Origin of the sequence: Pseudomonas sp. NPDC099000 (genome assembly GCF_044759925.1) — a bacterium.
Classification (GTDB): Bacteria; Pseudomonadota; Gammaproteobacteria; order Pseudomonadales; family Pseudomonadaceae; genus Aquipseudomonas.
Window position 1 is genome coordinate 207,189 of sequence record NZ_JBIWAF010000002.1, and the last position, 22,724, is coordinate 229,912.

General features: G+C 58.3%; 18 protein-coding genes and 3 tRNA genes. 11 read left to right on the top strand and 10 right to left on the bottom strand.

The window, feature by feature from the left end:
• Positions 1–37: 37 nt before the first annotated feature.
• Both ACIQV9_RS03205 and ACIQV9_RS03210 read left to right on the top strand, forming a co-directional pair.
• Entirely contained in the window at positions 38–292 is a 255-nt protein-coding gene (locus ACIQV9_RS03205; RefSeq protein WP_403098063.1) for a hypothetical protein, read from the top strand.
• A 133-nt stretch (positions 293–425) separates the two neighbouring features.
• Positions 426–1,232, top strand: coding sequence for an MBL fold metallo-hydrolase (locus ACIQV9_RS03210; RefSeq protein ID WP_403098587.1), 807 nt, complete (start codon positions 426–428; stop codon positions 1,230–1,232).
• A gap of 26 nt (positions 1,233–1,258) precedes the next feature.
• Here ACIQV9_RS03210 and ACIQV9_RS03215 read toward each other — a convergent pair whose 3' ends face one another.
• Complete coding sequence (locus tag ACIQV9_RS03215; protein ID WP_403098065.1) at positions 1,259–2,350, bottom strand: AraC family transcriptional regulator ligand-binding domain-containing protein; 1,092 nt, start codon at positions 2,348–2,350, stop codon at positions 1,259–1,261.
• A gap of 129 nt (positions 2,351–2,479) precedes the next feature.
• On the opposite strand from ACIQV9_RS03215, the gene ACIQV9_RS03220 reads away from it, so the two are divergent.
• The 9 genes from ACIQV9_RS03220 to ACIQV9_RS03260 all read left to right on the top strand — a co-directional run bounded on the left by ACIQV9_RS03220 (position 2,480) and on the right by ACIQV9_RS03260 (position 12,846).
• The gene (locus tag ACIQV9_RS03220; RefSeq protein ID WP_403098067.1) at positions 2,480–3,526 is read left to right on the top strand and encodes an AraC family transcriptional regulator ligand-binding domain-containing protein; all 1,047 of its coding nucleotides are present in this window, start codon (positions 2,480–2,482) and stop codon (positions 3,524–3,526) included.
• Positions 3,527–3,643: 117 nt separating this feature from the next.
• Positions 3,644–5,194: a DUF1254 domain-containing protein gene (locus ACIQV9_RS03225; protein ID WP_403098069.1), complete on the top strand. Its 1,551-nt coding sequence runs from the start codon at positions 3,644–3,646 to the stop codon at positions 5,192–5,194.
• Between the two features lie 11 nt (positions 5,195–5,205).
• Entirely contained in the window at positions 5,206–6,699 is a 1,494-nt protein-coding gene (locus ACIQV9_RS03230; protein ID WP_403098071.1) for a DUF1254 domain-containing protein, read from the top strand.
• Positions 6,696–7,109 carry a hypothetical protein gene (locus ACIQV9_RS03235; protein WP_403098073.1) on the top strand — a complete coding sequence of 138 codons (414 nt, stop codon included), beginning with the start codon at positions 6,696–6,698 and terminating at the stop codon, positions 7,107–7,109. Before ACIQV9_RS03230 ends, ACIQV9_RS03235 begins: the two co-directional genes overlap by 4 nt.
• 140 nt (positions 7,110–7,249) lie before the next feature.
• Positions 7,250–8,524 carry an acyl-CoA dehydrogenase family protein gene (locus tag ACIQV9_RS03240; RefSeq protein ID WP_403098075.1) on the top strand — a complete coding sequence of 425 codons (1,275 nt, stop codon included), beginning with the start codon at positions 7,250–7,252 and terminating at the stop codon, positions 8,522–8,524.
• Positions 8,525–8,639: 115 nt separating this feature from the next.
• A complete protein-coding gene (locus ACIQV9_RS03245; RefSeq protein WP_403098077.1) occupies positions 8,640–10,208 on the top strand; it encodes an AMP-binding protein in 1,569 nt (522 codons plus the stop codon).
• A gap of 57 nt (positions 10,209–10,265) precedes the next feature.
• Positions 10,266–11,099: an SDR family NAD(P)-dependent oxidoreductase gene (locus ACIQV9_RS03250; protein WP_403098079.1), complete on the top strand. Its 834-nt coding sequence runs from the start codon at positions 10,266–10,268 to the stop codon at positions 11,097–11,099.
• Between the two features lie 545 nt (positions 11,100–11,644).
• Positions 11,645–12,268, top strand: a complete 624-nt coding sequence (locus tag ACIQV9_RS03255) for a phosphatase PAP2 family protein (RefSeq protein ID WP_403098082.1) — start codon at positions 11,645–11,647, stop codon at positions 12,266–12,268.
• Positions 12,269–12,300: 32 nt separating this feature from the next.
• Positions 12,301–12,846: a hypothetical protein gene (locus tag ACIQV9_RS03260; protein WP_403098085.1), complete on the top strand. Its 546-nt coding sequence runs from the start codon at positions 12,301–12,303 to the stop codon at positions 12,844–12,846.
• A gap of 336 nt (positions 12,847–13,182) precedes the next feature.
• On the opposite strand, the gene ACIQV9_RS03265 is transcribed toward ACIQV9_RS03260, so the two are convergent.
• From ACIQV9_RS03265 to pgsA, 9 genes are all read right to left on the bottom strand, one after another.
• Positions 13,183–15,618, bottom strand: coding sequence for an RND family transporter (locus ACIQV9_RS03265; protein WP_403098087.1), 2,436 nt, complete (start codon positions 15,616–15,618; stop codon positions 13,183–13,185).
• A 36-nt stretch (positions 15,619–15,654) separates the two neighbouring features.
• The gene (locus ACIQV9_RS03270) at positions 15,655–16,713 is read right to left on the bottom strand and encodes a WD40/YVTN/BNR-like repeat-containing protein (protein WP_403098089.1); all 1,059 of its coding nucleotides are present in this window, start codon (positions 16,711–16,713) and stop codon (positions 15,655–15,657) included.
• A 74-nt stretch (positions 16,714–16,787) separates the two neighbouring features.
• Entirely contained in the window at positions 16,788–18,149 is a 1,362-nt protein-coding gene (locus ACIQV9_RS03275) for a DUF1329 domain-containing protein (RefSeq protein ID WP_403098091.1), read from the bottom strand.
• Between the two features lie 33 nt (positions 18,150–18,182).
• Positions 18,183–20,012, bottom strand: coding sequence for a DUF1302 domain-containing protein (locus tag ACIQV9_RS03280; RefSeq protein ID WP_403098093.1), 1,830 nt, complete (start codon positions 20,010–20,012; stop codon positions 18,183–18,185).
• A 68-nt stretch (positions 20,013–20,080) separates the two neighbouring features.
• Positions 20,081–21,241, bottom strand: a complete 1,161-nt coding sequence (locus ACIQV9_RS03285; RefSeq protein ID WP_403098095.1) for a thiolase C-terminal domain-containing protein — start codon at positions 21,239–21,241, stop codon at positions 20,081–20,083.
• Between the two features lie 388 nt (positions 21,242–21,629).
• Positions 21,630–21,716, bottom strand: a tRNA-Leu gene (locus tag ACIQV9_RS03290).
• 162 nt (positions 21,717–21,878) lie between these two features.
• A tRNA-Cys gene (locus ACIQV9_RS03295) sits at positions 21,879–21,952 on the bottom strand.
• Positions 21,953–21,998: 46 nt separating this feature from the next.
• Positions 21,999–22,074: transfer RNA gene (locus ACIQV9_RS03300), tRNA-Gly, on the bottom strand.
• Positions 22,075–22,137: 63 nt separating this feature from the next.
• Positions 22,138–22,698 carry a CDP-diacylglycerol--glycerol-3-phosphate 3-phosphatidyltransferase gene (gene pgsA / locus ACIQV9_RS03305; RefSeq protein WP_403098097.1) on the bottom strand — a complete coding sequence of 187 codons (561 nt, stop codon included), beginning with the start codon at positions 22,696–22,698 and terminating at the stop codon, positions 22,138–22,140.
• Between the last annotated feature and the right edge of the window lie 26 nt (positions 22,699–22,724).

The window sequence follows — 22,724 nt, forward strand, 5'->3', positions numbered from 1 at the left end:
CCGGTCGAATTGCAGATACCAAGAGGAACTCATTTTGATGGCACTACTGAAACTCCTGTGCATCGGCGTCTATGTTCTAGGCCTCGCAAGTGCTGCAGGCTTGCTGCCTGCTGCGTGGTCATTCTGGAAAACCATTGCCGTGGTGCTGCTGGCCGTCCATCTGCTCGAGGTCATCGTCATGTACAAGTACGTGAAGCGTTACCGGGGCTCGCTGGGAGCAAGTCTGGTCCTGACGCTGCTCTTCGGCTTTCTGCACTGGAAGCCCTTGATGCAAGCCAAAGAACGCGCCTGAACATCAGATGTGTCCATCTTCCGATGGGATTGCGCAGCGACAATGCCATCGGTATGAGCTTAAAGAGGTACAGATTGTGAATTGCACGATTTCCACGCTGGACGGCAAGCGCCGCAAGCTCGACGGGGGTGTGATGTTCGGCAGTACCCCACGTGAGTCCTGGGCCAGCTGGGTCACGCCAGATCATGACAACCGGGTCGAACTGGCCTCTCGCGGGTTATTGGTGCAGCAGGACGGGCGCAATATCCTCGTCATGGCCGGCGCCGATGCTCTGCTCGCCCCTGCGCCACGCACCTGTCGTTGCCAGCCGGGAAGCCCCGGCCTGCTGGATTCCCTGGGTCGGTATGGCCTGAATGAGCACGACATCCATGTGGTGCTGCTGACGCATCTGCACGCTCGATTACCAGCCGATCTCAGCGCGCTGATCAAGGAAGGCGAGACACCTCGCCTGCTGTTTCCCGCGGCGCGCTATCTCACCAGCAAGCGCCATTGGACACGGGCAAGCCAACCCCACCCGCGGGACCGGGCGCTGTTTGTTCCGCAGATACTGCGGCAACTGGAAAGCAGTGGTCGGCTGGCGCTGATCGAAGGGCCCGACTGCGAGGAGCTCGGCACTCGTTGGCGTTTCCATGTCAGCGATGGCTACACCCCTGGGCAACTATTGCCGGAGATCGACATGCCGGGCGGCCCAGTGATATTTGCCGGTGACCTGGTACCAGGGCTGCGATGGCTGCAACTGAGCGTGACCAGCGCCTACGACCGCAACCCTGAATCCCTGATCGACGAAAAAGAAAGTTTACTGGACCACCTGGTGGCCAGCGGTGGCCGGTTGATCATGCCGCGTGACCCCGAGGTCGCGATGATCAGCGTCATGCGTGACCGGCAATCGCGGTATGTGCCATTCGACCCGTATCAGGTGCTCAATGGCTTCGACACTTGATCCCGATTGCGTTCTGCCCTGCCCTGTCAGCGCTCCAACCCAAGGCTCTGGCGATATTGGCTCGGTGCCATACCGGTCCAGCGCTTGAAGGCACGGGTAAAGTTGCTGACTTCGGAAAAGCCCAGGGAAAAGGCAGCCTCGGTCACTGACACCGAGCTGCGCGACATGAAGGCCAGCGCATTGGTGCGCCGTGTATGGTCGAGGATTTCCTGAAAACTGGTGTCCCTGGCTGCGAGCTTCAGTTGCAAGCCGCGAGTACTGATGTGCAGCCGCTCAGCCACACGATCCTTGTTCAGGACACGCGAGGACAATTCACTGCTGACAATGGCCCGGACGCGATTGACGATATCGCCCCGTTCGATTCGCTGAAGATACTCCATCACCGTGCGGTCATGGCTCAATGCTAGCTCTTCGTTGGCCCCCGGGAGCCGCTTGTCCACCAGGTCCAGATCCATTGTCATCACGATCTCGGGCCGACCGAATTCGACGTCGCACTGGAAGTACTCGGAAAAGATCTGTGCCATACCTTCAGAGACAGGCCGGATCAACTCGAGTGTGCGCAAACGGAAGCGGTTGCCGGAAATGGTCCGCAGAAGCGTAAAAATCATGGCGATGTAGGCGTCATGAGTTTCAGGGCACACGTGCGCCCCCGCTACGCTTGAAGTGATGAGCTGGAACCTGTTGTTTCGTTCCTCCACCCGGATGTTGGCATTCTGCGAAATGACACGGTAGAGCGAACTCAGCCGTTGCGCGAAATCCCGTATCGAAATGCTGGCCAGCAGTGCAAAGCCCATCGCATGGAGATTGGCGGGGCGCAAGGTCTCCCCTGCCCGCAGACCGAAATAGGGATCTTTTGTGGCCTGTACAGCCGCGGTGTACAGCTTTGCGATCGTTTGATTATCGATGCGCAACATCGGATCAGTGGTTGCAGGCAACATCACTCCACAGGAGCGAAAAACCTGATCCGAGCTTGCACCCTGGTTTTCCAGCGCTTCAGCAATCGCAATGGCATAGGCACCAATGATCGATGAACCATGGCTTGGCGTGATCGGCGCAACGCCGTCCTTCAGCGTCCGGTGCGCTTCAATGACAAGGCTGTACTCATTGCTGTTCGTCACGGTAAACCCCTCTGATTGTCCAACTCGGCAGCGAGCGTTTTTGCCAGGACTGACGGAGACTATTTTAGGCACCGGCGCCTGCGGTAATTTTGTTAATGCGCGCCAAACATTTGTGATTGAATGCCGTTTATGGCAGCCACGGCATCAAGGAGAAGTGGTATGACGCCGTACATGCGCGGCTGGGTGCTGCAGGGCTTTGCGAACCTGATAGAGGAACTGGGCGGCGATGTGACGGGTTACGAGAAGCGCTTCCAGTTGTCGTTGCGAGGGGTTGATCAAAGTGAAGTGGCGATTCCTGGCTCAGCACTGATCCGATTGATGGAAGCCTGTGCCAATGACCTGGAATACCCGGATTTCGGCATTCGTCTTGCTTCCTTGCAAGGCCGCGCGCCGCTCGGCCCGATCATGCTGGCATTGACCCAGTGTGCGACGGTGGGCGAAGCCATCGGCGCAGCTGCACGTTTCATCAACATGCTGAACCCGGCAGTGGAACTTCAATGCCAGAGCATCGCCGGCGGGCTGCGTCTGAGCTATCAGATCAAAGTGCCCAGAGTGGGTATCGCGCGCCAGTTCGAACAATGGTGCCTCATGGCGGGTATCAATGTTTTTCAAATACTGGCCGGCGCCAATGCCCGGCCGCGAGCGATTTTCTTCACCCATGCGCCCTTGCAACCGAAGGATTTCTATTCCCGTACCTTTGGTTGTCCATCGAAGTTCTCCCAAGCTAATTTCGGGCTCGAATTTTCTGCAAGTGATACGGCGCGCCCGATGGACGGCAACGACCCGGAGATGAAAGCCCTCGTCACCGACTATCTGGAGCGGATTGCAGACGCGTCCGGGCTTGATCTCGAACACCAGATGGACGCACTGATTCGTAAACTCCTGCCCACTGGCCGTTGCACGCTCGACACCATCGCCAGTCATTATTTCGTCAGCGTGCGTACCCTGCAGCGTCGCCTGGATGATCAAGGGCTGGCCTTCGAGAAACAGGTGGACGATATCCGCCGCGAACGTGCGGCCTTGTACCTCAGTGATCCGACATTGCGAATCTCACAAGTGGCGTTGTTGCTCGGTTATGCCGAACAAAGCTCGCTATCACACGCGTTCAAGCGCTGGTATGGAATGTCGCCGAGTGCCTGGCGCCGCGTTCAACCGACCTCGCTTCAGGCTGTGTGACATCCAATCACAAATGTTTGTCGTGCATTAACAAACCATTGATGCGGTGCAGTTCTCAGAATAAGCCAGCCAAAAACGGCTGGATGACTTCGTCCGCATCAATGGAGAACAAGAAGAATGACATTGCCCCCAACGAGCCTTGCAGGAAGAGCTGGACGAAGACTTGAATCGTCTCTCTTCATCGTGCTCGGTTTACTCGTGGCTTCTACGGCCGTTGCCCAGACCTACAAAACCGACATCCCGCCTTCGATCGTCACACCCAATACCCTCGAGACACGCCTCGGCACCTTGCGCTTCACCGATGGGTTCCCGGACGAAGCGACCGTGCAGAAGGTCTACGACAACCTCGACTTCCAACGCGGCGTGCAGGCGTTCATCTCGACGATTCCCGCCGCCTCACAGGTGGCGATGCGCAAGGCCCTCCGGTCGCTCGGCCCTGACAACGGAACGCTGTTCATCACCGAGACGCTGATGGACTCCCGATCGTTGTTCCTGACGGGCAACAGTGAGAGCGTCTACGTGTCGGGATGGATCGATCTGAAGAACGGGCCAGTGGTGATCGAAAGCCCACCCAATACACTCGGCTTCGTCGATGACTTCTGGTACCGCTACGTCACGGACCTGGGTAACGCCGGGCCCGACAAGGGCCAGGGCGGCAAGTATCTGTTGCTTCCTCCAGACTATGAGGGGCAAGTGCCTGAGGGTTACCACGTCTTCAAATCCCGCACCTTCAACAACTGGTTCGCCAGCCGAGGGTTTGTGGTGAACGGCGACCCGAAACCTGCGGTCGAGAGCTTCAAGAAACAGTTGCGCATCTATCCGCTGGCGCAGGCCGCCAATCCACCGGCGACGACCTTCGTCAACATCTCCGGCAAAACGATCAACACCATCCATTCGATGGATTTCGGGTTCTTCGAAGAGGTCAACGAGGTGGTGCAGGAGGAGCCGAACGCGGCGCTTGATCCTGAGACGCTCGGCCTGCTCGCTGCCATCGGCATCGAAAAAGGCAAGCCATTCACGCCTGATGCCCGGATGAGAAAAATTCTCACGGAAGCGGCGTCTGTCGGTAGCGCCACGGCGCGCGCGATTGCCACCAAGCCCCGGTCGCAGGAGGCCTATCACTACCCCAACAGTGCGTGGCGCAAGCTTTTCGCCGGCGGTGACTATCGATTCATGCAAGACAACATCCGCCAGCTCGACGCACGCTTGTTCTACTTTTTCTATGCAACGGTCAATACGCCCGCGCTGGTCAGGAAAATGGTGGGAGTGGGTTCGCAATACGCGTCGGCCTTCGTCGATGCCCAAGGGCGGCCACTCGATGGGGCCAAGAACTACCGGCTGCACCTGCCGCCAAACATCCCGGCGAAGAATTTCTGGTCAGTCGTGCTCTATGACAATCAGACGCGCTCGATGCTGCAGACCGATCAGCAGTTCCCGAGTACCGGCAGCCAGAAGCAGGGCCTCGTGATCAACCCCGATAGTTCGGTGGACCTGTACTTCGGTCCCAAGCCACCCCCCGGCAAGGAAAGCAACTGGGTGCAGACCCTTCCCGGCAAAGGCTGGAACACCCTCCTTCGCCTCTATGGTCCGCTCGATGCCTGGTTCGACAAGACCTGGCAACCGGGTGAAATCGAAGAGATCAGTACCCCCTTGGCGCAGACAATGTAAGGAATCAATGGATGAACATCAGACTTGCGATGCTGATGCTGCTCGGGGCCTCCACGGTTTCGTCGGCATTCGCACAAAGCTACAAAACGGACATCCCGCCTTCGATCGTGACACCCAATAGTCTCGAGACGCGGCTCGGCACCCTCAGGTTTACCGACGGTTTCCCGGACGAGGCGACCGTTCAGAAGGTCTACGACAACCTTGACTTCCAGCGCGGCGTGCAGGCGTTCCTCACGGCCATGCCGGCGGCTTCGCTGTCGGCGATACGCAAGGGCATCACTGGGTTCGGACCAGCCAACCAGACCGTTGCGCTGTTCGAGAACCTGATGGACGCCAAGTCGCTGTTCCTGACGGGCAACAGCGAAAGCATCTACGGCTGGGCCTGGATCGACCTCAAGGACGGACCGATCGTCATCGAAAGCCCGCCCAATACCCTCAGCATCGTTGATGACTTCTGGTTCCGTTACGTCGGCGACCTCGGCAACGCCGGACCCGACAAAGGCAAGGGCGGCAAGTACCTGCTGCTGCCGCCGGGATACGACGGCCCGGTGCCCGAAGGCTACTTCGTACTCAGGTCACCGACGCTCGGCAACCTGTTCATCACCCGGGCATTTCAGGTCAATGGCGACCCGAAACCCGGCGTCGACAACATCAAGCAGCACCTGCGTATCTATCCGCTGGCGCAGGCCGCCACTCCACCGACGACAAACTTCGTCAATGTCTCCGGCAAGGCGTTCAATACCATCCACGCCATGAACATCACCTTCTTCGACGAGGTCAACGAAGTGGTGCAGGAGGAATCGAATGCGGCGATGGACCCGGAAACACTCGGTCTGTTGGCTGCTATCGGCATCGAGAAAGGCAAACCCTTCGCACCTGACGAGCGGATGAAGAAGATCCTCACCGAGGCCGCAGCCGTCGGCAGCGCCACGGCGCGCACGCTCACCTTCCGCTCACGCATCGAGGAATCGTATTTCTACCCGAACAGCGCCTGGGGCACGCCCTTCGTCGGCGGCAGCCATCGCTACGAGCGTGACGGTATCCGCTTGCTCGACCCGCGCACGTACTTCTACTTCTACGCCACCGGCAACACCCCGGCGATGATCACCAAAATGGTGGGCGTCGGGTCGCAGTACGCCACTGCATTCGTGGACGCCAACCAGCAGCCCCTCGATGGCGCCAAGACCTACCGCCTACACCTGCCACCGAATATACCGGCGAAGAACTTCTGGTCGATCGTGCTTTATGACAATCAAACGCGCTCGATGCTGCAGACCGACCAGCAGTTTCCGAGTATCGGCAGCCAGCGCAAAGGCATCGTGATCAACCCCGATACCTCGGTGGACCTGTACTTCGGCCCCAAGGCGCCGCCGGGCAAGGAAAGCAACTGGGTGCAAACCATGCCGGGCAAAGGCTGGAACACCGTGCTTCGCCTCTACGGACCGCTTGAGCCGTGGTTCAACAAGACCTGGCGGCCAAGCGAGATCGAGGAAGTGAAGCCATGATTCCAGCACGCACCCAGTCAAACAATTACACCCATGGTTTATTCAAATCCGCTGCTTGCTTCAACGTTCTCGCAGGTCTTCCATTGCTGGTGGCCATGGGTCCGGTTGCGGATCTGATGGGACTGGAAATCACCCCGACGTCTGCCCTGTTCATCCAGATCACCATGGTCCTGGTGGTCATGTTCGGCTGGGTGTACTGGATGATCAGCGTCGATCCAGTGCGCTATCGCCCATACATCCTGCTCGGGGCGCTCCTGAAACCCGTGTTTGTGATTGTCATTTATGGCCACTGGCTGGCGGGCAGTATTCCCTGGCCATTACCGGCCCTGGCATCGGGAGACATTCTTTACGCAGCGCTATTTTGGCGCTACTTGAGCAACACCCGATTTGCTGTGGCTAACCGCATCTAGAAGATCCCTCTCCCGACTTATCGAGTCCCCTTAAATAAAGGTCGCAGGGACAAGTGCTGTGCCCGTTTCGATAAGTCGGCGTTTTCATTACGGGATTACTCTCGGTCAATCGGTTGGAACAATAACAAGAGGAATCATCGATGTTCGATTTGGAGAGAATTGTCGAGCCTGTCCTGGGCCTTTGCGGTCTGGAAAGTGACTTGACGGAAGAAGAACGGGCCATTCAGGAAGTGGCGCACAGCTTCGCCAAGAACGTCATGCGCCCGATCGGCATTGAACTGGACAAAATGACTGCCGAGGAAGTGGTTGCGCCCGGCTCTCCCCTGTTCGACTACATGCGTCAGGTGCACGAGTCCGGGCTGCTCGATCTCGGCGCGCTGGCGGCCATGGACAGCCAGCAAAAGTCGCGCATCATGCCGATCATTTTTGAAGAGCTTGGCTGGGGCGATTCGGGGCTGGCCATCGCCACGCTGGCGTCCTCTTTCCCGGCGTATGCGGCACACAATTCCGGGAACCCGGAACTCATCGAGCGATTTGGCGGACTTCCCGGCTGCTGGCTCGCAACCCAACCCGATCGTGGCAGCGACATCGTCGACATCGACGCGGATCTGGTCCAGCGTGGCACCAAGCAATCGCGCGGCAACCTGTACGCGCGGGTCGACGGCGATGAAGTGATCATTCAAGGCCAGTCCTCGGCATGGGTGTCGTATGCGCCGCTGGCGGCAACTGCCTTGGCCTACATTCCTTGCGACTACGGCAACGGCCTGGAACATGAAAATGGCGCGGGGCTGAATCACATCGCCATCCTCATCCCCCTCGACCTGCCGGGTGTCTCGAAGGGCAAGCCGCTGGAAAAACTCGGCCAGCGTGCCCTGCCCCAAGGTGAGATCTATTTCAATGAAGTCCGTGTGCCGAGGAAATATGCCCTCGCCGAAGGTGAAGCGGCCATCACCAGCTTCTTTGGCGCCCTGACGTTCGGCAACATGGAAATGGCGGCGACCTTCACCGGCGTGGCCCGCGCGGCCTTCGAACATGCGCTGGCGTATGTGCACGAGCGCAAGCAAGGCGGCACGCCGATCATCAACCATCAGAGCGTGCAGCTGCGCACCTTCGACTTGTGGCAGAAGGTCGAGCTCTCGCGCGCGATTGCCCATCGCGTGTTCGCCTACAACTACAGCGAAAAAGGCCCTCACCTGCTGGCCTCGATCACCAGCAAGACCTATGTCACCGAGACTGCGTTCCAGGTGGCCAGTGAAGCGCTGCAACTGTTCGGTGGCAATGGCCTGACCAGGGAATACCCGATCGAGAAGCTGATGCGCGACGCCCGGGCATCGATGATCGAGGATGGCGAAACCAACGTGCTCAAGCTCAAGGGCATGCGCTGGCTGAGCCGCGCCTACCAACGCGCCCACTGATCCCCCAACGACCCAATCAACCACTTTCGCGGGCTGCCATCTGTGCAGCCCGAGAATAACGCTGTGTCGAAAAAGCCAGTCGTTGTGGAAACCTGTTTAATGGAGTGCATTTGCCATGCGGATCATCGATCACTTCGATAACGCAGTACGTTTTTACCCGCACAATCTGGCCTTCGTCGACGTCGGTAACGATGCCAGCGCCGTGACCTATGCCCAGGCGGCGCCCGTGACGCAATCCATTGCCGGCGCGATCGCTCACAACGGATTCAGTGGCGGCGGCCATGTCGGCATTCTCGCGCCCAATAGCACGGTCGCCTTCCTGGCGCTGCTGGGCGTGTTCCGCGCACATTGCGTCTGGCTGCCGGTCAATCCGCGCAACACGGTGGCGGCCAATGTGGATCTGTTCAATGACTTCGAAGGTCAATTGCTGCTGTTCCATAGCACCTACGCCAATGAGGCGGCGCAACTGAAAGAGCGTTGCCCCGGCCTTCGGGAGCTTGTTTGCATCGATGGTGATTGCGGCGTGGGGACATCTCTCGCGGTGTGGTCACAAGGTGCCCCGGCGAGCTACGCCCCCGCCGTCGAAATCGGCAGCCTGGACGATACCTTTGCCTTGTACCCCACCGGTGGCACGACCGGAAAGTCGAAGGGGGTGATGATTACCCATCGCAACATCCACACTTTCTTCAGCAATTTCTACGCGCACTTCGATTATCACGACTCCACCTGCCATCTGGTGGTGGCGCCGATGACGCATACCGCAGGGCTCACCGGTTGCCTGCACTTCGCGCGCGGCGGGACCAACGCGATCATGGCCGGCGCCGTCCCTGATGCGGTGGCCGACGCGATTGAACAATACAAGGTCACCCATCTTTTCCTGCCGCCGACTGTGTTGTACATGCTGCTGGCATTGCCTGATATCCGCCAGCGCGACTATAGCTCGCTGAAGCATTTCCTGGTCGGCGCAGCACCGACGTCACTGGAGAAGCTCAAGGAAGCCGTGCAGGTATTCGGCCCGGTGATGTCCGAGGCGTTTGGTCAATCCGAAGCTCCTGCGGCGATTACCGCCAAGGCGCCCTGGGACTACATCGGCGCGGACGGCACCATCAACGAGGCGCGCCTGCAATCCATTGGCCGGCCCTGTGTACTCAACACCGTCGCCATCCTGAATGACGAAGGTGAAGAAGTGGCGCGCGGCGAGGCGGGGGAAATCTGCATTCGCGGCGATCTGGTGACGCCGGGTTACTTCAAGAATCCCCAGGCGACTGCCGAAGTCCGCCAACAAGGCTGGCACCACACCGGTGACGTCGGGGTCATGGCTGAGGACGGCTATATCACCATTGTCGACCGCAAGAAGGACATGATCATTACCGGTGGATTCAACGTCTATCCGAACGAGATCGAACAGGTACTGACCACCCATGACGCCGTTCAGGATTGTTCCGTCATCGGTATTCCTGACGACAAATGGGGCGAAGCGGTGAAAGCAATTGTCCAGCTCAAGCCTGGCAAGAGCTGTACGGGAGACGACCTGATTGCGCTGGTCAAGGAGCGACTAGGGAGCGTCAAGACCCCAAAAAGCGTCGATTTCACCGAGCAGTTGCCACGCAGCCCGGCAGGCAAGGTCCTGAAAACCGAACTGCGTAAAGCGTATTGGCAGGGTAAGACCAGGGCTGTGCACTGAGTACTCCCCCGCCTACCACCGCCTATTTCAGCAACAACAACGGCATTGCGAGCAATCATGAAACTCGAACAGAAATACCCGGCAAAGCGCGCCTTCGTGACAGGCGCCGCCAGTGGTTTTGGCCTAGCCATCTGCATGCACCTGGCAAGCAGGGGCTGGAAACTGCTGATCGCCGACATCAACGTGATAAGACTGGACCAGGCTGAGGCGCAACTGCGCAAACACGGCGCCGAGACCTTCAGCATGGTGTTGGATGTCACTCGGCAGGAGGCTTTGCAGGAGGCCGCTAACACCGTCAAACAACTGTGGGGCGGCGTCGACCTGGTGTTCAACAACGCGGGTATTGCCTCTGCGGGAATGATTGATGACCTGCCCCTGGAAGAGTGGGAAAAGGTCATCAACGTCGATCTGTGGAGCGTTATCTATGGCTGCCGGGCCTTCGTGCCTTTGCTGAAGAATCAGGGCGGCGGCTGCATTATTAATACCGCTTCGAGCGCCGGCACCTTGTCCGGGCCAGAAATGTCGCCCTACAACGTGGCCAAGGCGGGCGTGGTGTCCCTGTCGGAGACCCTCAAGTCCGAGCTCAGTGGATTTGATATCGGCGTCACCGTGGTGTGCCCGACCGTGTTCGCGACATCGCTGGGCGACTCACTTACAAGCGAGCGCGCTATGGAAAAGCGCCTGTTGGCCCAACTGAAAAAATCCCGATTCACCTCCGAGCACATTGTCGCCGACGTGTTTCGCGCACTGGAAAAAGGCCGCCTCTACGTTATGACCCAGCCTGACGCCAAATGGGCCTGGCGCCTCAAGCGCTGGATGCCGGAAAGCTATTTCCGGCTGATTGCCTACCTGTACCGCAATCGCAAGTGGCTTTACGCCGAACAGAACTAGTTTCGGTTGACAGCCATTCTGACATGACCCCGTCCCTCCCCCCCATCAAAGGGGGGGACTGAACATTTGGATCGGGTCATTTTTGTGCTGAACAGTTAGATGCTCCTGAGAATCTCCAACACTACTCGCAAGCAGGTAGATGAGATGAAAACAATAATAATGTTCTCTGCAATTCTGTTGTTGGCCGCCACCCCCATCCTCGTCGACGTTCTGAGCGCTTTTCAGATAAAGCCGCAGCAACTGACCGCAAATGAATGCCGGTCGAATCACTACGCCTGTTTCAGGCCAGAAGTGAGTTTTTCCTCGTTGCGTTGATTCACTCATCACTTTGATAACCACAAATGAGAACGCCTGTGAATCTCCGACCCTTATGGCTGGGAACCAGTCTCGCTCTATGGGTTGCTGCTGCGTATGCCGATGCGCCTGCTCAACCGACGGCCGTACCTGAGTTTCGCCCCGGTCTGTTGACCGGTTATCTATCGCCTGAATCCTTACCCGACAGCCGCGCATTGCTCCCTGCCCCTCCCGAGCAGAATTCCGCAGACATGGCGCGTGACGAAGCGATTTCTCGCGCCGCCCTCGCTTTACGGGATACACCGCGATGGGCACTGGCAACCGCCGACAACGATCTGCGATTTCCGCAGGCCACCGAGACATTCAGCTGTGCGTTGAATGCCCCGATTAGCAGCGACGACACACCCTACCTCTATCAACTCTTGCGTCGCTCGCTGACGGATGCCGGACTGGCAACCTATGCAGCCAAGAATTTTTACGTTCGCACACGCCCCTTGATGGTGAATCAGGCACCTATCTGTGCCCCGGACGCGAGCCCCTTGAAAAAAGACGGATCCTACCCGTCCGGACACAGCGCCGTCGGCTGGGCATGGGCACTGATCCTGTCCGAGATGGCGTCGGAACGTACCGATGCCCTTCTTGCACGGGGTTTTGCTTATGGCCAAAGCCGGGTGATTTGCAACGTACATTGGCAGAGCGACGTCGACGCAGGGCGACTCATCGGTGCAGCCGCAGTCGCCCGTCTGCACGCTGATCCTGTATTCCTCGACGATCTGGATATCGCCAAGCGGGAACTCGCTGCGGTACGTGCGAAAGGCCTGAAACCGGCACGTGACTGCCAGGCAGAGACACAGTCACTCGCCACCCGCCCTTAGTGGCGTCCCTCCATACAACAGGAAACATTCATATGAGCAACGCAACAATGGCCATCGTCGGTGACGAAGCAACCGTCACACGCGCCGAACTGGGCTGGTCATTCATCCGCTGGGGTCTTGGCTTGTTCGTTACCGGTTTCGTAGTGGGCTTTATCCCGATCCTGCACTACATGGTCGGCGCCCAGCAGGGAGATGTCGGACCGGTATTTCTGAAGAACGTCACGCTGTGGTGGGGCTGCCCTGCGGTGCTGGCCGAGATGACACTAAAAATCGGCAGCCTTGGCATGATTGCTATTGGACTGTGCAATCTGGCCACGATCCGCCAGGGCACGGCGCCAAATATTTCTGGACTTGAGCGCATTGCGCCCAAGCTCTGTGCATACGGTCTTATCGCCGAACTCGTGACAGCCGGCGTGGGCTTTTATGTGGGCAACAAGATCTGGCCGAATTTCTATTTCGAACCGGTGCAAGCCGGAAAGAACCTATGGCTCGCTGCGCAGGGAATCAGCATCCTCGTCTATTTTGTCGGTGTTTGTTATGCGGTCTCTGGCGTGCGCAAAGCGGCGGCGCAACGGTGATGACCAATTATCTGCGCAAGTGGCATGGCAAAACGGACGTTGGCAGGCCATTGCCTGGGTCTGCGGCATTACAACCTCGGCATATTGGGTCTATTCAGGCATGCCGATGATTTGCCATTGAGTGAGTGAATAGCTCGAGACCTACCACAAACCAGAAGCCCGGCAGCGTATCGCATGCCGGGCTTCTTTTTTTGCCGGATTCCCACAAGCGTGACGCCGGAGCTGTGGGCCCCTGCAGGAGCGAGCCTGCTCACGATGAGGCCGGTACATCCAACATCACTGGCGACTGACACTGCGCCATCGCCAGCAAGCAGGCCCCTACAGGTCGTTTTCTTTTTAATGTGCGCGTCGGAGGAGGAAATGCGACAGAGCAGGTATTAACACCAACGCCCCGATCATGTTCCAGATGAACATGAAGGTCAGCAGGATGCCCATGTCGGCCTGGAATTTGATCGGTGACCAGGCCCAGGTAATGACACCTGCCGCCAGAGTGATCCCCACCAGCGCCACGACCTTGCCGGTGAACGCGACCGAGTTCTTGTACGCCTCGGTCAACGACAGTCCCGCACGTTGTTGAGCCAGTTGGACGCTGAGCAGATACAGCGCGTAATCGACACCAATACCGACGCCCAGGGCGATCACCGGCAAGGTCGCGACCTTCACCCCCATCCCCAGCCAGACCATCAACGCTTCGCAGAGAATCGACGTCAGCATCAAGGGTACGACCGCCACTACCACGGCGCGCCAGCTGCGAAAGGTGATGAAACACAGCACGATCACCGCCCCATACACGTAAAACAACATGGTGCGGTTGGCATCACGCACGACGATGTTGGTGGCGGCTTCAATCCCGGCGCTGCCTGCGGCGAGCATGAATTGGCGATCGCCATTGCTGTGTTCGCGGGCGAACTGATCGGCGACCTTCACCACATGATCGAGGGTTTCAGCCTTGTGATCCGAGAGATAAGCGATCACCGGCATCATCGAGCAATCGTTATCGAACAACTCCGGGTTGTTCACCGAAGCCTGCTGCGCGCCGTAGTTGAGCACGTTCTGATTGCGCGCGATGGTCAGCATTTTCGGGTTGCCCTCGTAGGAACCCGCCGTGATCTGCCGCACCGCATTGACCAGCGATACGGTGGTCTGCACGCCCGGCTGCTGTTGCAGCAACCAGCCGAGACGATCGGCTTCCACCAGGGTTTCGTACTTCAGGCAGCCTTCGCTGGCGGTTTTGACCATCACCGCGAATTGGTCGCTCGACAGCGAGTAATTGGCCGTGATGTAGGCGTTGTCGCGGTTATAGCGCGAATCGGCACGCAGCTCAGGTGCACCCGGATCGAGATCGCCGATCTTCAAATGCGTGCTGACCACGAAGCCTCCCACCGCCATCATCCCCGCAACCACCACTGCCACCGTCGCCCAGCGGCGTTCGGTAAAACGGTCGAGCAGGTTCCACAGACTGCCGAGCCCCTTGCCTTTGAGCTCCTGGTTTTCCTGACGCAAGCTGCGTGCCGCCGCTTTCGGGCTGACACCCCAATAGGACAGCAACACCGGCAACAGCACAAGGTTGGTGAAGATCAATACCGCCACACCAATACTCGCGGTGACGGCCAGGTCCTGGATGACTGGAATGTCGATCAGCATCAGCACCGCAAAGCCCACAGCATCTGCGAGCAAAGCTGTAAGCCCGGCCAGGAACAACCGGCGGAAGGTATAACGCGCAGCGACCAGTTGGTGGGTGCCACGTCCGACATCCTGCATGATCCCGTTCATTTTTTGCGCACCGTGGGACACGCCAATGGCGAACACCAGGAACGGCACCAGAATCGAAAACGGGTCGAGCGCGTAACCGAACAAAGTGATCAAGCCCAGTTGCCAGACGACCGCGATCACTGAGCACAAGATCACCAGCGCGGTGCTGCGCACGCACCGGGTGAACGCATAAATGATGGCGGTGGCGATCAGCGCTGCCGCGCCAAAGTACATCATGATCAGCAGCAGACCATCGATCAGGTCGCCCACCAGTTTGGCGAAGCCGATCACGCGGATTTTGATCGGGCCCTTGCCCTCTTCACCCGCCTTGTGTAGCGCACTGCTGCCGGCAAACTCGAACTTGTCACGCAGTTGTTCTTCGAGCATCCGCGAGAACTGGTGATAGTCGATGGCGCCGCCCGTGACCGGATCCTTCTCCAGCAGCGGCACCACAATCATGGTCGATTTGAAGTTGTTGCCGACCAGACTACCAATGATGCCGGAGCGGGCAATGTTCAAGCGCAGCTGCTCGACGCCACTGCCCGTGCCGTCGTAGGAGTCGGGCATGACCGGGCCGCCACGGAAGCCCTCCTCCGTGACTTCGGTCCAGCGAACAGCCGGCGTCCACAAAGACTTCATCCAGGCCCGGTCCACACCCGGCGTCAGGAACAACGTGTCGTTGACCTGCTTGAGCACCTCCAGGTATTTCGGGTCATAGATGTCGCCTTCGGTGTTCTCCACCACCACCCGAACCGTATTGCCCAGCCCGCGTAGCAACTGGCGATTCTCAAGGTAGTTTTTGATGTACGGCTGACTCTGCGGAATCATCTTTTCGAAGCTGGCATTAAGCGTCAGCCGAGTGGCCGCAAAATAGCTCAGCAATACCGTCACGATCAGGCAGGTCAGTACCACCAGCAGGCGGTTGTTGAAGATCAGGCGTTCAAGGACATTGCCGGAACGTGCATCGAAGCCCTTGAGCTCTCGGATCACCGGCATCGTATCGAGGTTGTAGTTACCCATGACGTGGCTCGTCTCTTTTTATTGTGTGAAGTGGGCTTATTCGAAGGGCAACTGGCGCAAGCCCTGGGTGCCCGCGACAACCACGACATCTGACGCAATGGCTTGTACCGCAGCGGTGGGCCCCAGACGTACTTGTGGCTGTTGCGTGAACGTTGCCCCGTTGTCAGCGCTGACCATTACATGGCCAGCCTGACTGACCAGGATGATTCGGCCTTCAGTCGTGACCGTGCTCGTGGTGATGCTGGAGGACACGCCCAACTCGACTTTTTCCCAGTTCGCGCCGTGATCGGTGCTTCGATAGACGTTGCCCCGCAGGCCATAAACCAGCACGGCACCCGGCGTGCCGGTGATGCCGAAATAGCTGCCGCTGTAGGGCGTAGGAACGTTGACGAAGCGCTGCGTTGTCGGGTCCAGTTTCAGCACCAGACCTTGCTCACCGACGATGAACAGGTCGTCGCCGATTGCGCGCATCCCATAGAAATTCAGCGCCCCGGGATTGTCAGTACGATCCATCAAGGGAACCCAGGTCTGACCACCATCGTCGGTACGCAAAATCAGGTTGAACGCGCCGACCACATAGCCGGTTTTCTCGTCGGTGAACCACACATCCAGAAGGGGTTTATCCGCCCCTTCATCGATCATTCGTTGGGCTTCGGCCAACAAAACTTCATTCGGTGCCGACTGGCGCTGATAGTGTTCGAGCATGATCTGCCCGATGTGACGGCCATCGAGCTGACGGCTCCAGGTTTCACCTTTGTTGTCGCTGTGCAACACCACGCCATCGTGGCCGACTGTCCAGCCCTGTGTCGGGCTGGGGAACTGCACGGCTACCAGGTCGGAACTCACCGGTACGTGTGCCTGATGCCAGCGCACGCCGGCATCATCGGAATAAAAAATATGACCTCGCTGGCCCACCGCGACCAGACGTTTTCCAGCACTGGCCAGTCCCGTAAACGCACCTGAAACCGCCTTTTCACTCTGAATGGCCGGACTGTCCAGGGTATCGCCGAACGGTGCCGCCACCACGGGTCGGGTGAACGGCAGCGCCAGCGCCGCGGCCAGTGCGGCCAACGCCATCCACTTGAAGTTTTTCATAACTGTTTCCCGGATAAAAAAACCACCGGGAAGCTCTACCGCTTCCCGATGGAAAGTGACGCCATGGAGTTCGGTTAACGGATACCCGTGCCGGCCAATGACTCAGGCGCCCACTGCGCTTTCGAAAGCGGGTCGATGTATTTGATGCCGCCATACGGGCCGTAGATGCCGGTGATGTTGTAGCTGCCGGAGACAAAGTCATAAATCATGTGGTTGTCGGAGTTCGGTGCCTGCACGTCATAGCTGTAAGCCAGGTGTGCAAAGGAGCCGCGGTACAGCTTGCCGCTGGCGTCATATTCGTCCGACGCCAAGGCGATCCAGCTGTCTTCGTCGAGGTAGAAGGTGCGCTTGCTGTAGATGTGGCGTTTGCCTGGTTTCAGCGTGGCTTCCACAACCCACACGCGATGCAGCTCCCAGCGCATCAGGTCCGGATTGACGTGGTGCGCGGTGGTGATATCCGCTGCTTCCTTGTGGTAGTTCAGCTTGTAAGTGTTGTAAGGAATGATCATTTCCTTCTTGCCGACGAGTTTGAAGTCGTAGCGGTCCAGTGCGCCGTTGAACACCCAGGCATCGTCATAGGTCGAGGCTCCGGCCGAGCCAGGGTTAGGGGTGTCGTAAGCGATGTCCGGCGCAAGTTTTATACGGCGTTGACCCGGGAGGTATTGCCAGCCACGACGTTCCATCTTCAGAGGGTTGACCGCATCCTGTACCAGGATGGCTTCACCCGCACGACGGGCCGGGGCCTGGTAATAGAGTTTGGTCTTGAAGAACAGATCGCTCTCTTTCGCCGGATCCGTGCGTTTCGGATCGTAGAGCGGGTATTCGAGATAGGCGTTACCGGTGGTGGCCAGAATTGCCTTGCCGGAACCGTCGACGTTCCAGGAATCGTATTTGAAGTTGGTGGCGTAACCCTGATAGCGCAGCAGGTGATTCCACATGGCCTCATAGCCATCTTTCGGGATCGGGAAAGGAATGCCTGGCAGCGCGTTTTCCAGTGCGACACCGCTCTCAAGCGTTTTGGTGCCAACAGCGTTTTTCGCGGTGTTATCCAGCAACCGCTGCGGCAGCGCAACGCTGCGATGGGTTGGGAAAACATCGACACGGAAGGTCGGGTAACGCTTGAGCAACTCTTGAGTGGTGGCGGTCAGTTTGTCCGCATATTGAGCAACGTTTTTTCCATCGATGACGGCACGTGCCTTATCGGCCTCAAAAGGATCTGGGCGAAAGGAGCTGCCCGACTGGTAACTGGCTGGTAGCGTGGTAAGGCCGCCGGTGTAGGCCGGGATGGTGCCATCAGCATTGCCGGCCTTTTCAGCGCCGACCCCCGTCAGACTGGTGCCGAGTTTTGCCGCTTCGTCCGGGGAGACGGCTGCGTGTGCCACGCCTGCGACGGCGACGGTCAAGGCAGTAAACAATAGAGTATTTACGAACTTCATGGAGTGACTCCTGCTATCTAGCAAAGACTTCGATCAAATGGTCGTTTTGAACGTAAAAGTGACCATGCCCCGATCCTTGAGCTGAGGCTGAGTACCGCCAAAGGCAGTGGTCTGCCCCGGTACACAGTTGTATTGCCCGTTGGCACCTGGTGTAGCGCCGTCTCCCTGATTGCCAGCGCTACCTGCCGAACTGCACGTATCGAATGGACCGAAGTTGTCCACGTACTTCAGGTCGAACCGATACTGGTTGTGCACGTCCATGCCAACACCCACCGAATAACTGCCAGAGTCTTCGTTGCCACCCAGTTGCACGGCGGAGTTGCCATTGAGGCCGACGTTGTAGGTCATCGGCATGAACATATCGATACCGGGGAACACCTGGTACCAGGTCGGGTTGAAGTTGACGCCGATGATGTAGTTGTCCTTGGTGACCTTGTCAGTGCCGTGGTACCAGTCCTCGCCCTTGAACAGTTGTTTGTTCTCGGTCACATCCAGCCAGCGGCTGTAAGCAAGCTCGACCAGCAGCGAAGAACTGTCCCAGACGGGCGTGTCGCCAAAGGTGGTCAGGCCGTTGAGCACCGCGTGCACGGTGTTGCCGCGCGCCACGCCGTTTTCACCGTTAAAGCTGCCAATGAAACCTGGCAAACCGGCGGCTGCCGCAGCCGGGCTGACGGAGCCTGCCACGCTCGCAAGGGGCATGTTCTCGCGGTAGTTGAGATCGAAACCGACGCTGACTCCACCGAGGCTTTTCGACAGGCTGATGCCATAGATATCGATGTCATCGACGTAAAACTGGTTGTAGCTGCCGATGTTGCCGGAGATCAGTTGCGCAGCGCCTACAGCGGTTGGCTGCAAGGCCAGGTTCGGCAGGATATCGGAGGTTTTGCGGTAGTAGACGCCCAAGGTGCCTTGCAGCCAGTCCGGGCTCCACTTGGCCATCAAACCGAAGTCGCCGCGCTTGTCAGGAGTGAAGGTATGGCCATTGCTCAGGCGCAGGAACTGGTTGGCACCGAGCGGCCCAGGCGTTCCAAAACGCGGATTCTGTGCGCCAATCAGCGACAGGTTGTGCCCGCCACTTTGAATACCGTCGTTAAACCCGAGGTAGGTGCCAGACTCCGGCAGGCGCGCGGCGTCCCAATCCAGAAAGTATTGCGCCGCGACGGTCAGTTCCGGGTTGAACGTGAAGCTGGCGGACAACTGGTTGCGCGGGATGAACAGTTCTTTGGCTTCCGTTCCGGGCACCGCCAGCGCCTTGGAAAGATCAAGCCCGGATTGCCCGTAACTGTTGCCATGGGCAAAAGCCAGGAGGCTCTCGCCCCAGTAGAGGGTGTGCTTGCCTGCCTTGCCGCTGAGCAGCGACTCATCGCCCACTTCCGTGCTGCCAAAGACGAAGGCATCGAGGATTTCGGAAGAAGGTCCATTGTAATAACGATCAGCGTAACCACTCTGGTGCCGGGAGTCTGGCACACCACTATTGAGCTGGTTGGTCGATGCGTTATCACTGCCGACATCGTCGTAGGCATGGTCATACCAGGTATTCGCACTGACGCGAAAGCCAAGCTTCTGCTTGTAGACAACGTCCAGTTCGGACAGCACATCCACCCGCTGAGAAACGGGACTGCCGGAGGAGAAGTTACGATCCCCGTCATTGTTGTTCCATGAATTGGCCAACTTGCTGTTGGCTGCCTCCACCCGCTGGGCATAGTTGAGCTTCACTGTATTGTCGAAGCGAACCGCCAAGTCCTCATTGCCGGTATCAATTTCCAGTGCGTGTGCTGGCGTTATGCCCAGACCCGCCAGGATGGCTGAAGTCAGCAACCCCTTGCGGAGGTTTGCATGGCAGATCTTATTATTTTTGTTCATCTAACTTGCCACCTGCTCTTTGGTTTACGAAAAACTTGGGTTGAATTCACAGCTCGCGAAGCCTGCGATCAAGTGCGTTGCAAAAGAGTGATCGACACCGAGCGACCCAGTGCGGTGCTGTGCTGGAGTGCCGTTCGGGCGCCCGCAATCTGCCTGCCCCCGGCCGTACCGCGCAGTTGCCAGACCAGCTCCACCAGTTGCGCCAACCCGGTCGCACCTGGCGCGTGCCCTCGTCCCAGTAGTCCGCCCGATGGACACACCGCATTCATCTGTCCTTTCAGGCGATTACCGAGTTGCACAAAACGGTCGATTTCTTCCTCTCGGCAAAAGCCCAGTGCCGCACTGTTGACCATGAAGTCACCAACGCTTTGATCGTGTAGCTCAACCACATCGATGTCTTCGGGCCCCAGGCCAGCCTGCTGATAGGCCTCTTGCGCCACGCGCCGAGTGGTTGCCCGCCCCAGCACATCAAGCACACAACCGAATTCCTGCTCCGACGCGCAGTCGCTGCCTCGGGCACTCGCCAGAATGCTCACGTCAGCCCGAACGCCATAGCGCAGGGCGAAGGCCGGGGAGCAGATCAAGACCGCCGCCGCACCACAAGCTGGCGGGCTAAGGTAAGGCGGGAGCCAACCATCACGATCCGGACTGCGGCTCAGTAGCGCGTTGGGATTGATCGCGGCCTGCGCTCGCGCCCGACCGAGCACGTCATCGAAGCGCCGCTCGGTGATACCCATACGGGTCAACAGCCACCTGGTTTGAGCCGCAAAAAGTACGGCCGGATGCTGTCGACGCTCCAGTACGATGGAGTCCCGAACTTGCCCGTCGTGCCCGAACAGTTCGCCAGCGGGGTCCTTCAGTCCAAAAAACTCATGATTGGAAATCTGTGCGGGCATGCACTCGACACCTATAACCAATGCACACTCCGCTTCGCCGCAAAGAATGCTGTGCCGGGCCAGCTGAAAAGCACTGCTGGCCGACGCACATCCATCGCTGAGGCTGAAAATCGGGATGCCCGAATATCCGATCCCGCACAGCATCTGCTCTCCGGTAGAGGCATCGCCTTGGACGCATGAGGTGAAAACCTGATCGACCAGGTCATAGTCGATTCGAGCATCCTCCAGCGTCGAACGAATGGCCTGGCCCGCCAACGCCGCGTGACTGTCACAGCCACCCAGCGGCAGGAATGGCGCCATACCCACGCCGGCGATCAGCACTCTTTCACTCATATGCCCTGCCCTCCGCCAGCCGATACGCACTGCACTCTTATTGAGCCCAGACTATTGCGTAGCCGACCGACGTCCCCCCCATCGTCAGGGGGGGTGGATCGAAATCAGAGGGGGGAATAAAAGGATGATCCGAACAGATCACCTGGGAGTTGCAACATTAGAAGGAAGGGGTTTTCTCAGGCACGGGTCTAATTCGTGGTCAGGGAGGGTTCAAGATCCGCCGTAGACAACCGTTGGAATGACAGAGCAGTACATTCAAATGCGCCAAGGGGTAAAGGTAATGCCCACTAAGTGACTGGCGGTAATGAATTGCGGAGCAGAGATTGGTTTTTGCGGAGCAAAAAACAAGGGCCTGCGTGAGGTTTCTCACGCAAGCCCTTGATATATATGGTGCCCGAAGCCGGAATCGAACCGGCACGCCCTTACGAGCGGGGGATTTTAAGTCCCATGCGTCTACCAGTTTCGCCATTCGGGCGGTAGCGCGGTGAAGCTGTCTGGCTTGTGCAACAGAGGACGAAATATATACATCCCGTCCCGGTGAAGCAAGTTCGCAGATACCCTTTTCAAGACAAAATCTTGCAAGACTGCGCAAATAAAAAAGCTCCGTAAATCATAGATCTACGGAGCTTGTTTATAGTGGAGGCCGAGGTCGGAATCGAACCGGCGTAGGTGGATTTGCAATCCACTGCATAACCATTTTGCTACTCGGCCTCAAACATTTGCTGTCATGTAGCGCAACATCAAATGTGTACAAACTTGGAGCGGGAAACGAGACTCGAACTCGCGACCCCGACCTTGGCAAGGTCGTGCTCTACCAACTGAGCTATTCCCGCGTCTTGGTGTGGCGCATTCTATAGAATCCAGAAGCCCCGTCAACCCTTTGATTCAAAAAAGTTTTATTTCTTTTCCACGTCGGTCTTCAGATGCGGCCAGGCAGCCCGCAGGTATTGGACCATGGACCACAATGTCAGGCCGGCAGACACCAGCAGCAAGGCATAACCGATCAAGACCCAGAAGGTGAAGGCCGATGGATTGGCCAGCAGGATCACCAGCGCCAGCATTTGCGCGGCGGTTTTCCATTTGCCCAGGTTCGACACGGCGACGTGAGCCCGCGCACCGAGTTCGGCCATCCATTCACGCAGTGCCGAGACGACAATCTCGCGACCGATGATGACCGCGGCGGGCAGTGTGAGCCACAGGTTGCCGTGCTCTTGCACCAGCAGCACCAGCGCAACGGCCACCATCAGCTTGTCAGCCACGGGATCGAGGAAAGCCCCGAACGGCGTACTTTGCTCCAGACGACGGGCCAGATAACCGTCCAGCCAGTCTGTGGCGGCGGCAAATGCGAAGACCGAGGCGGAGGCCAGGTAGCTCCATTGGTAAGGCAGGTAGAACAGTAAAATGAAGATCGGGATGAGCAGGACGCGTAGAACGGTAATCAGATTAGGGATATTCATCGGCACAACTGGCTACGAGGTGAGGT

What these genes read in the sequence shown, in the direction of transcription:
- ACIQV9_RS03205 (WP_403098063.1), top strand. Translation starts at nt 38, where the DNA reads ATGGCACTACTGAAACTCCTGTGCATCGGCGTCTATGTTCTAGGCCTC.
- ACIQV9_RS03210 (WP_403098587.1), top strand. Translation starts at nt 426, where the DNA reads ATGTTCGGCAGTACCCCACGTGAGTCCTGGGCCAGCTGGGTCACGCCA.
- ACIQV9_RS03220 (WP_403098067.1), top strand. Translation starts at nt 2,480, where the DNA reads ATGGCAGCCACGGCATCAAGGAGAAGTGGTATGACGCCGTACATGCGC.
- ACIQV9_RS03225 (WP_403098069.1), top strand. Translation starts at nt 3,644, where the DNA reads ATGACATTGCCCCCAACGAGCCTTGCAGGAAGAGCTGGACGAAGACTT.
- ACIQV9_RS03230 (WP_403098071.1), top strand. Translation starts at nt 5,206, where the DNA reads ATGAACATCAGACTTGCGATGCTGATGCTGCTCGGGGCCTCCACGGTT.
- ACIQV9_RS03235 (WP_403098073.1), top strand. Translation starts at nt 6,696, where the DNA reads ATGATTCCAGCACGCACCCAGTCAAACAATTACACCCATGGTTTATTC.
- ACIQV9_RS03240 (WP_403098075.1), top strand. Translation starts at nt 7,250, where the DNA reads ATGTTCGATTTGGAGAGAATTGTCGAGCCTGTCCTGGGCCTTTGCGGT.
- ACIQV9_RS03245 (WP_403098077.1), top strand. Translation starts at nt 8,640, where the DNA reads ATGCGGATCATCGATCACTTCGATAACGCAGTACGTTTTTACCCGCAC.
- ACIQV9_RS03250 (WP_403098079.1), top strand. Translation starts at nt 10,266, where the DNA reads ATGAAACTCGAACAGAAATACCCGGCAAAGCGCGCCTTCGTGACAGGC.
- ACIQV9_RS03255 (WP_403098082.1), top strand. Translation starts at nt 11,645, where the DNA reads ATGGCGCGTGACGAAGCGATTTCTCGCGCCGCCCTCGCTTTACGGGAT.
- ACIQV9_RS03260 (WP_403098085.1), top strand. Translation starts at nt 12,301, where the DNA reads ATGAGCAACGCAACAATGGCCATCGTCGGTGACGAAGCAACCGTCACA.
- ACIQV9_RS03265 (WP_403098087.1), bottom strand. Translation starts at nt 15,618, where the DNA reads ATGGGTAACTACAACCTCGATACGATGCCGGTGATCCGAGAGCTCAAG.
- ACIQV9_RS03270 (WP_403098089.1), bottom strand. Translation starts at nt 16,713, where the DNA reads ATGAAAAACTTCAAGTGGATGGCGTTGGCCGCACTGGCCGCGGCGCTG.
- ACIQV9_RS03275 (WP_403098091.1), bottom strand. Translation starts at nt 18,149, where the DNA reads ATGAAGTTCGTAAATACTCTATTGTTTACTGCCTTGACCGTCGCCGTC.
- ACIQV9_RS03280 (WP_403098093.1), bottom strand. Translation starts at nt 20,012, where the DNA reads ATGAACAAAAATAATAAGATCTGCCATGCAAACCTCCGCAAGGGGTTG.
- ACIQV9_RS03285 (WP_403098095.1), bottom strand. Translation starts at nt 21,241, where the DNA reads ATGAGTGAAAGAGTGCTGATCGCCGGCGTGGGTATGGCGCCATTCCTG.
- pgsA (WP_403098097.1), bottom strand. Translation starts at nt 22,698, where the DNA reads ATGAATATCCCTAATCTGATTACCGTTCTACGCGTCCTGCTCATCCCG.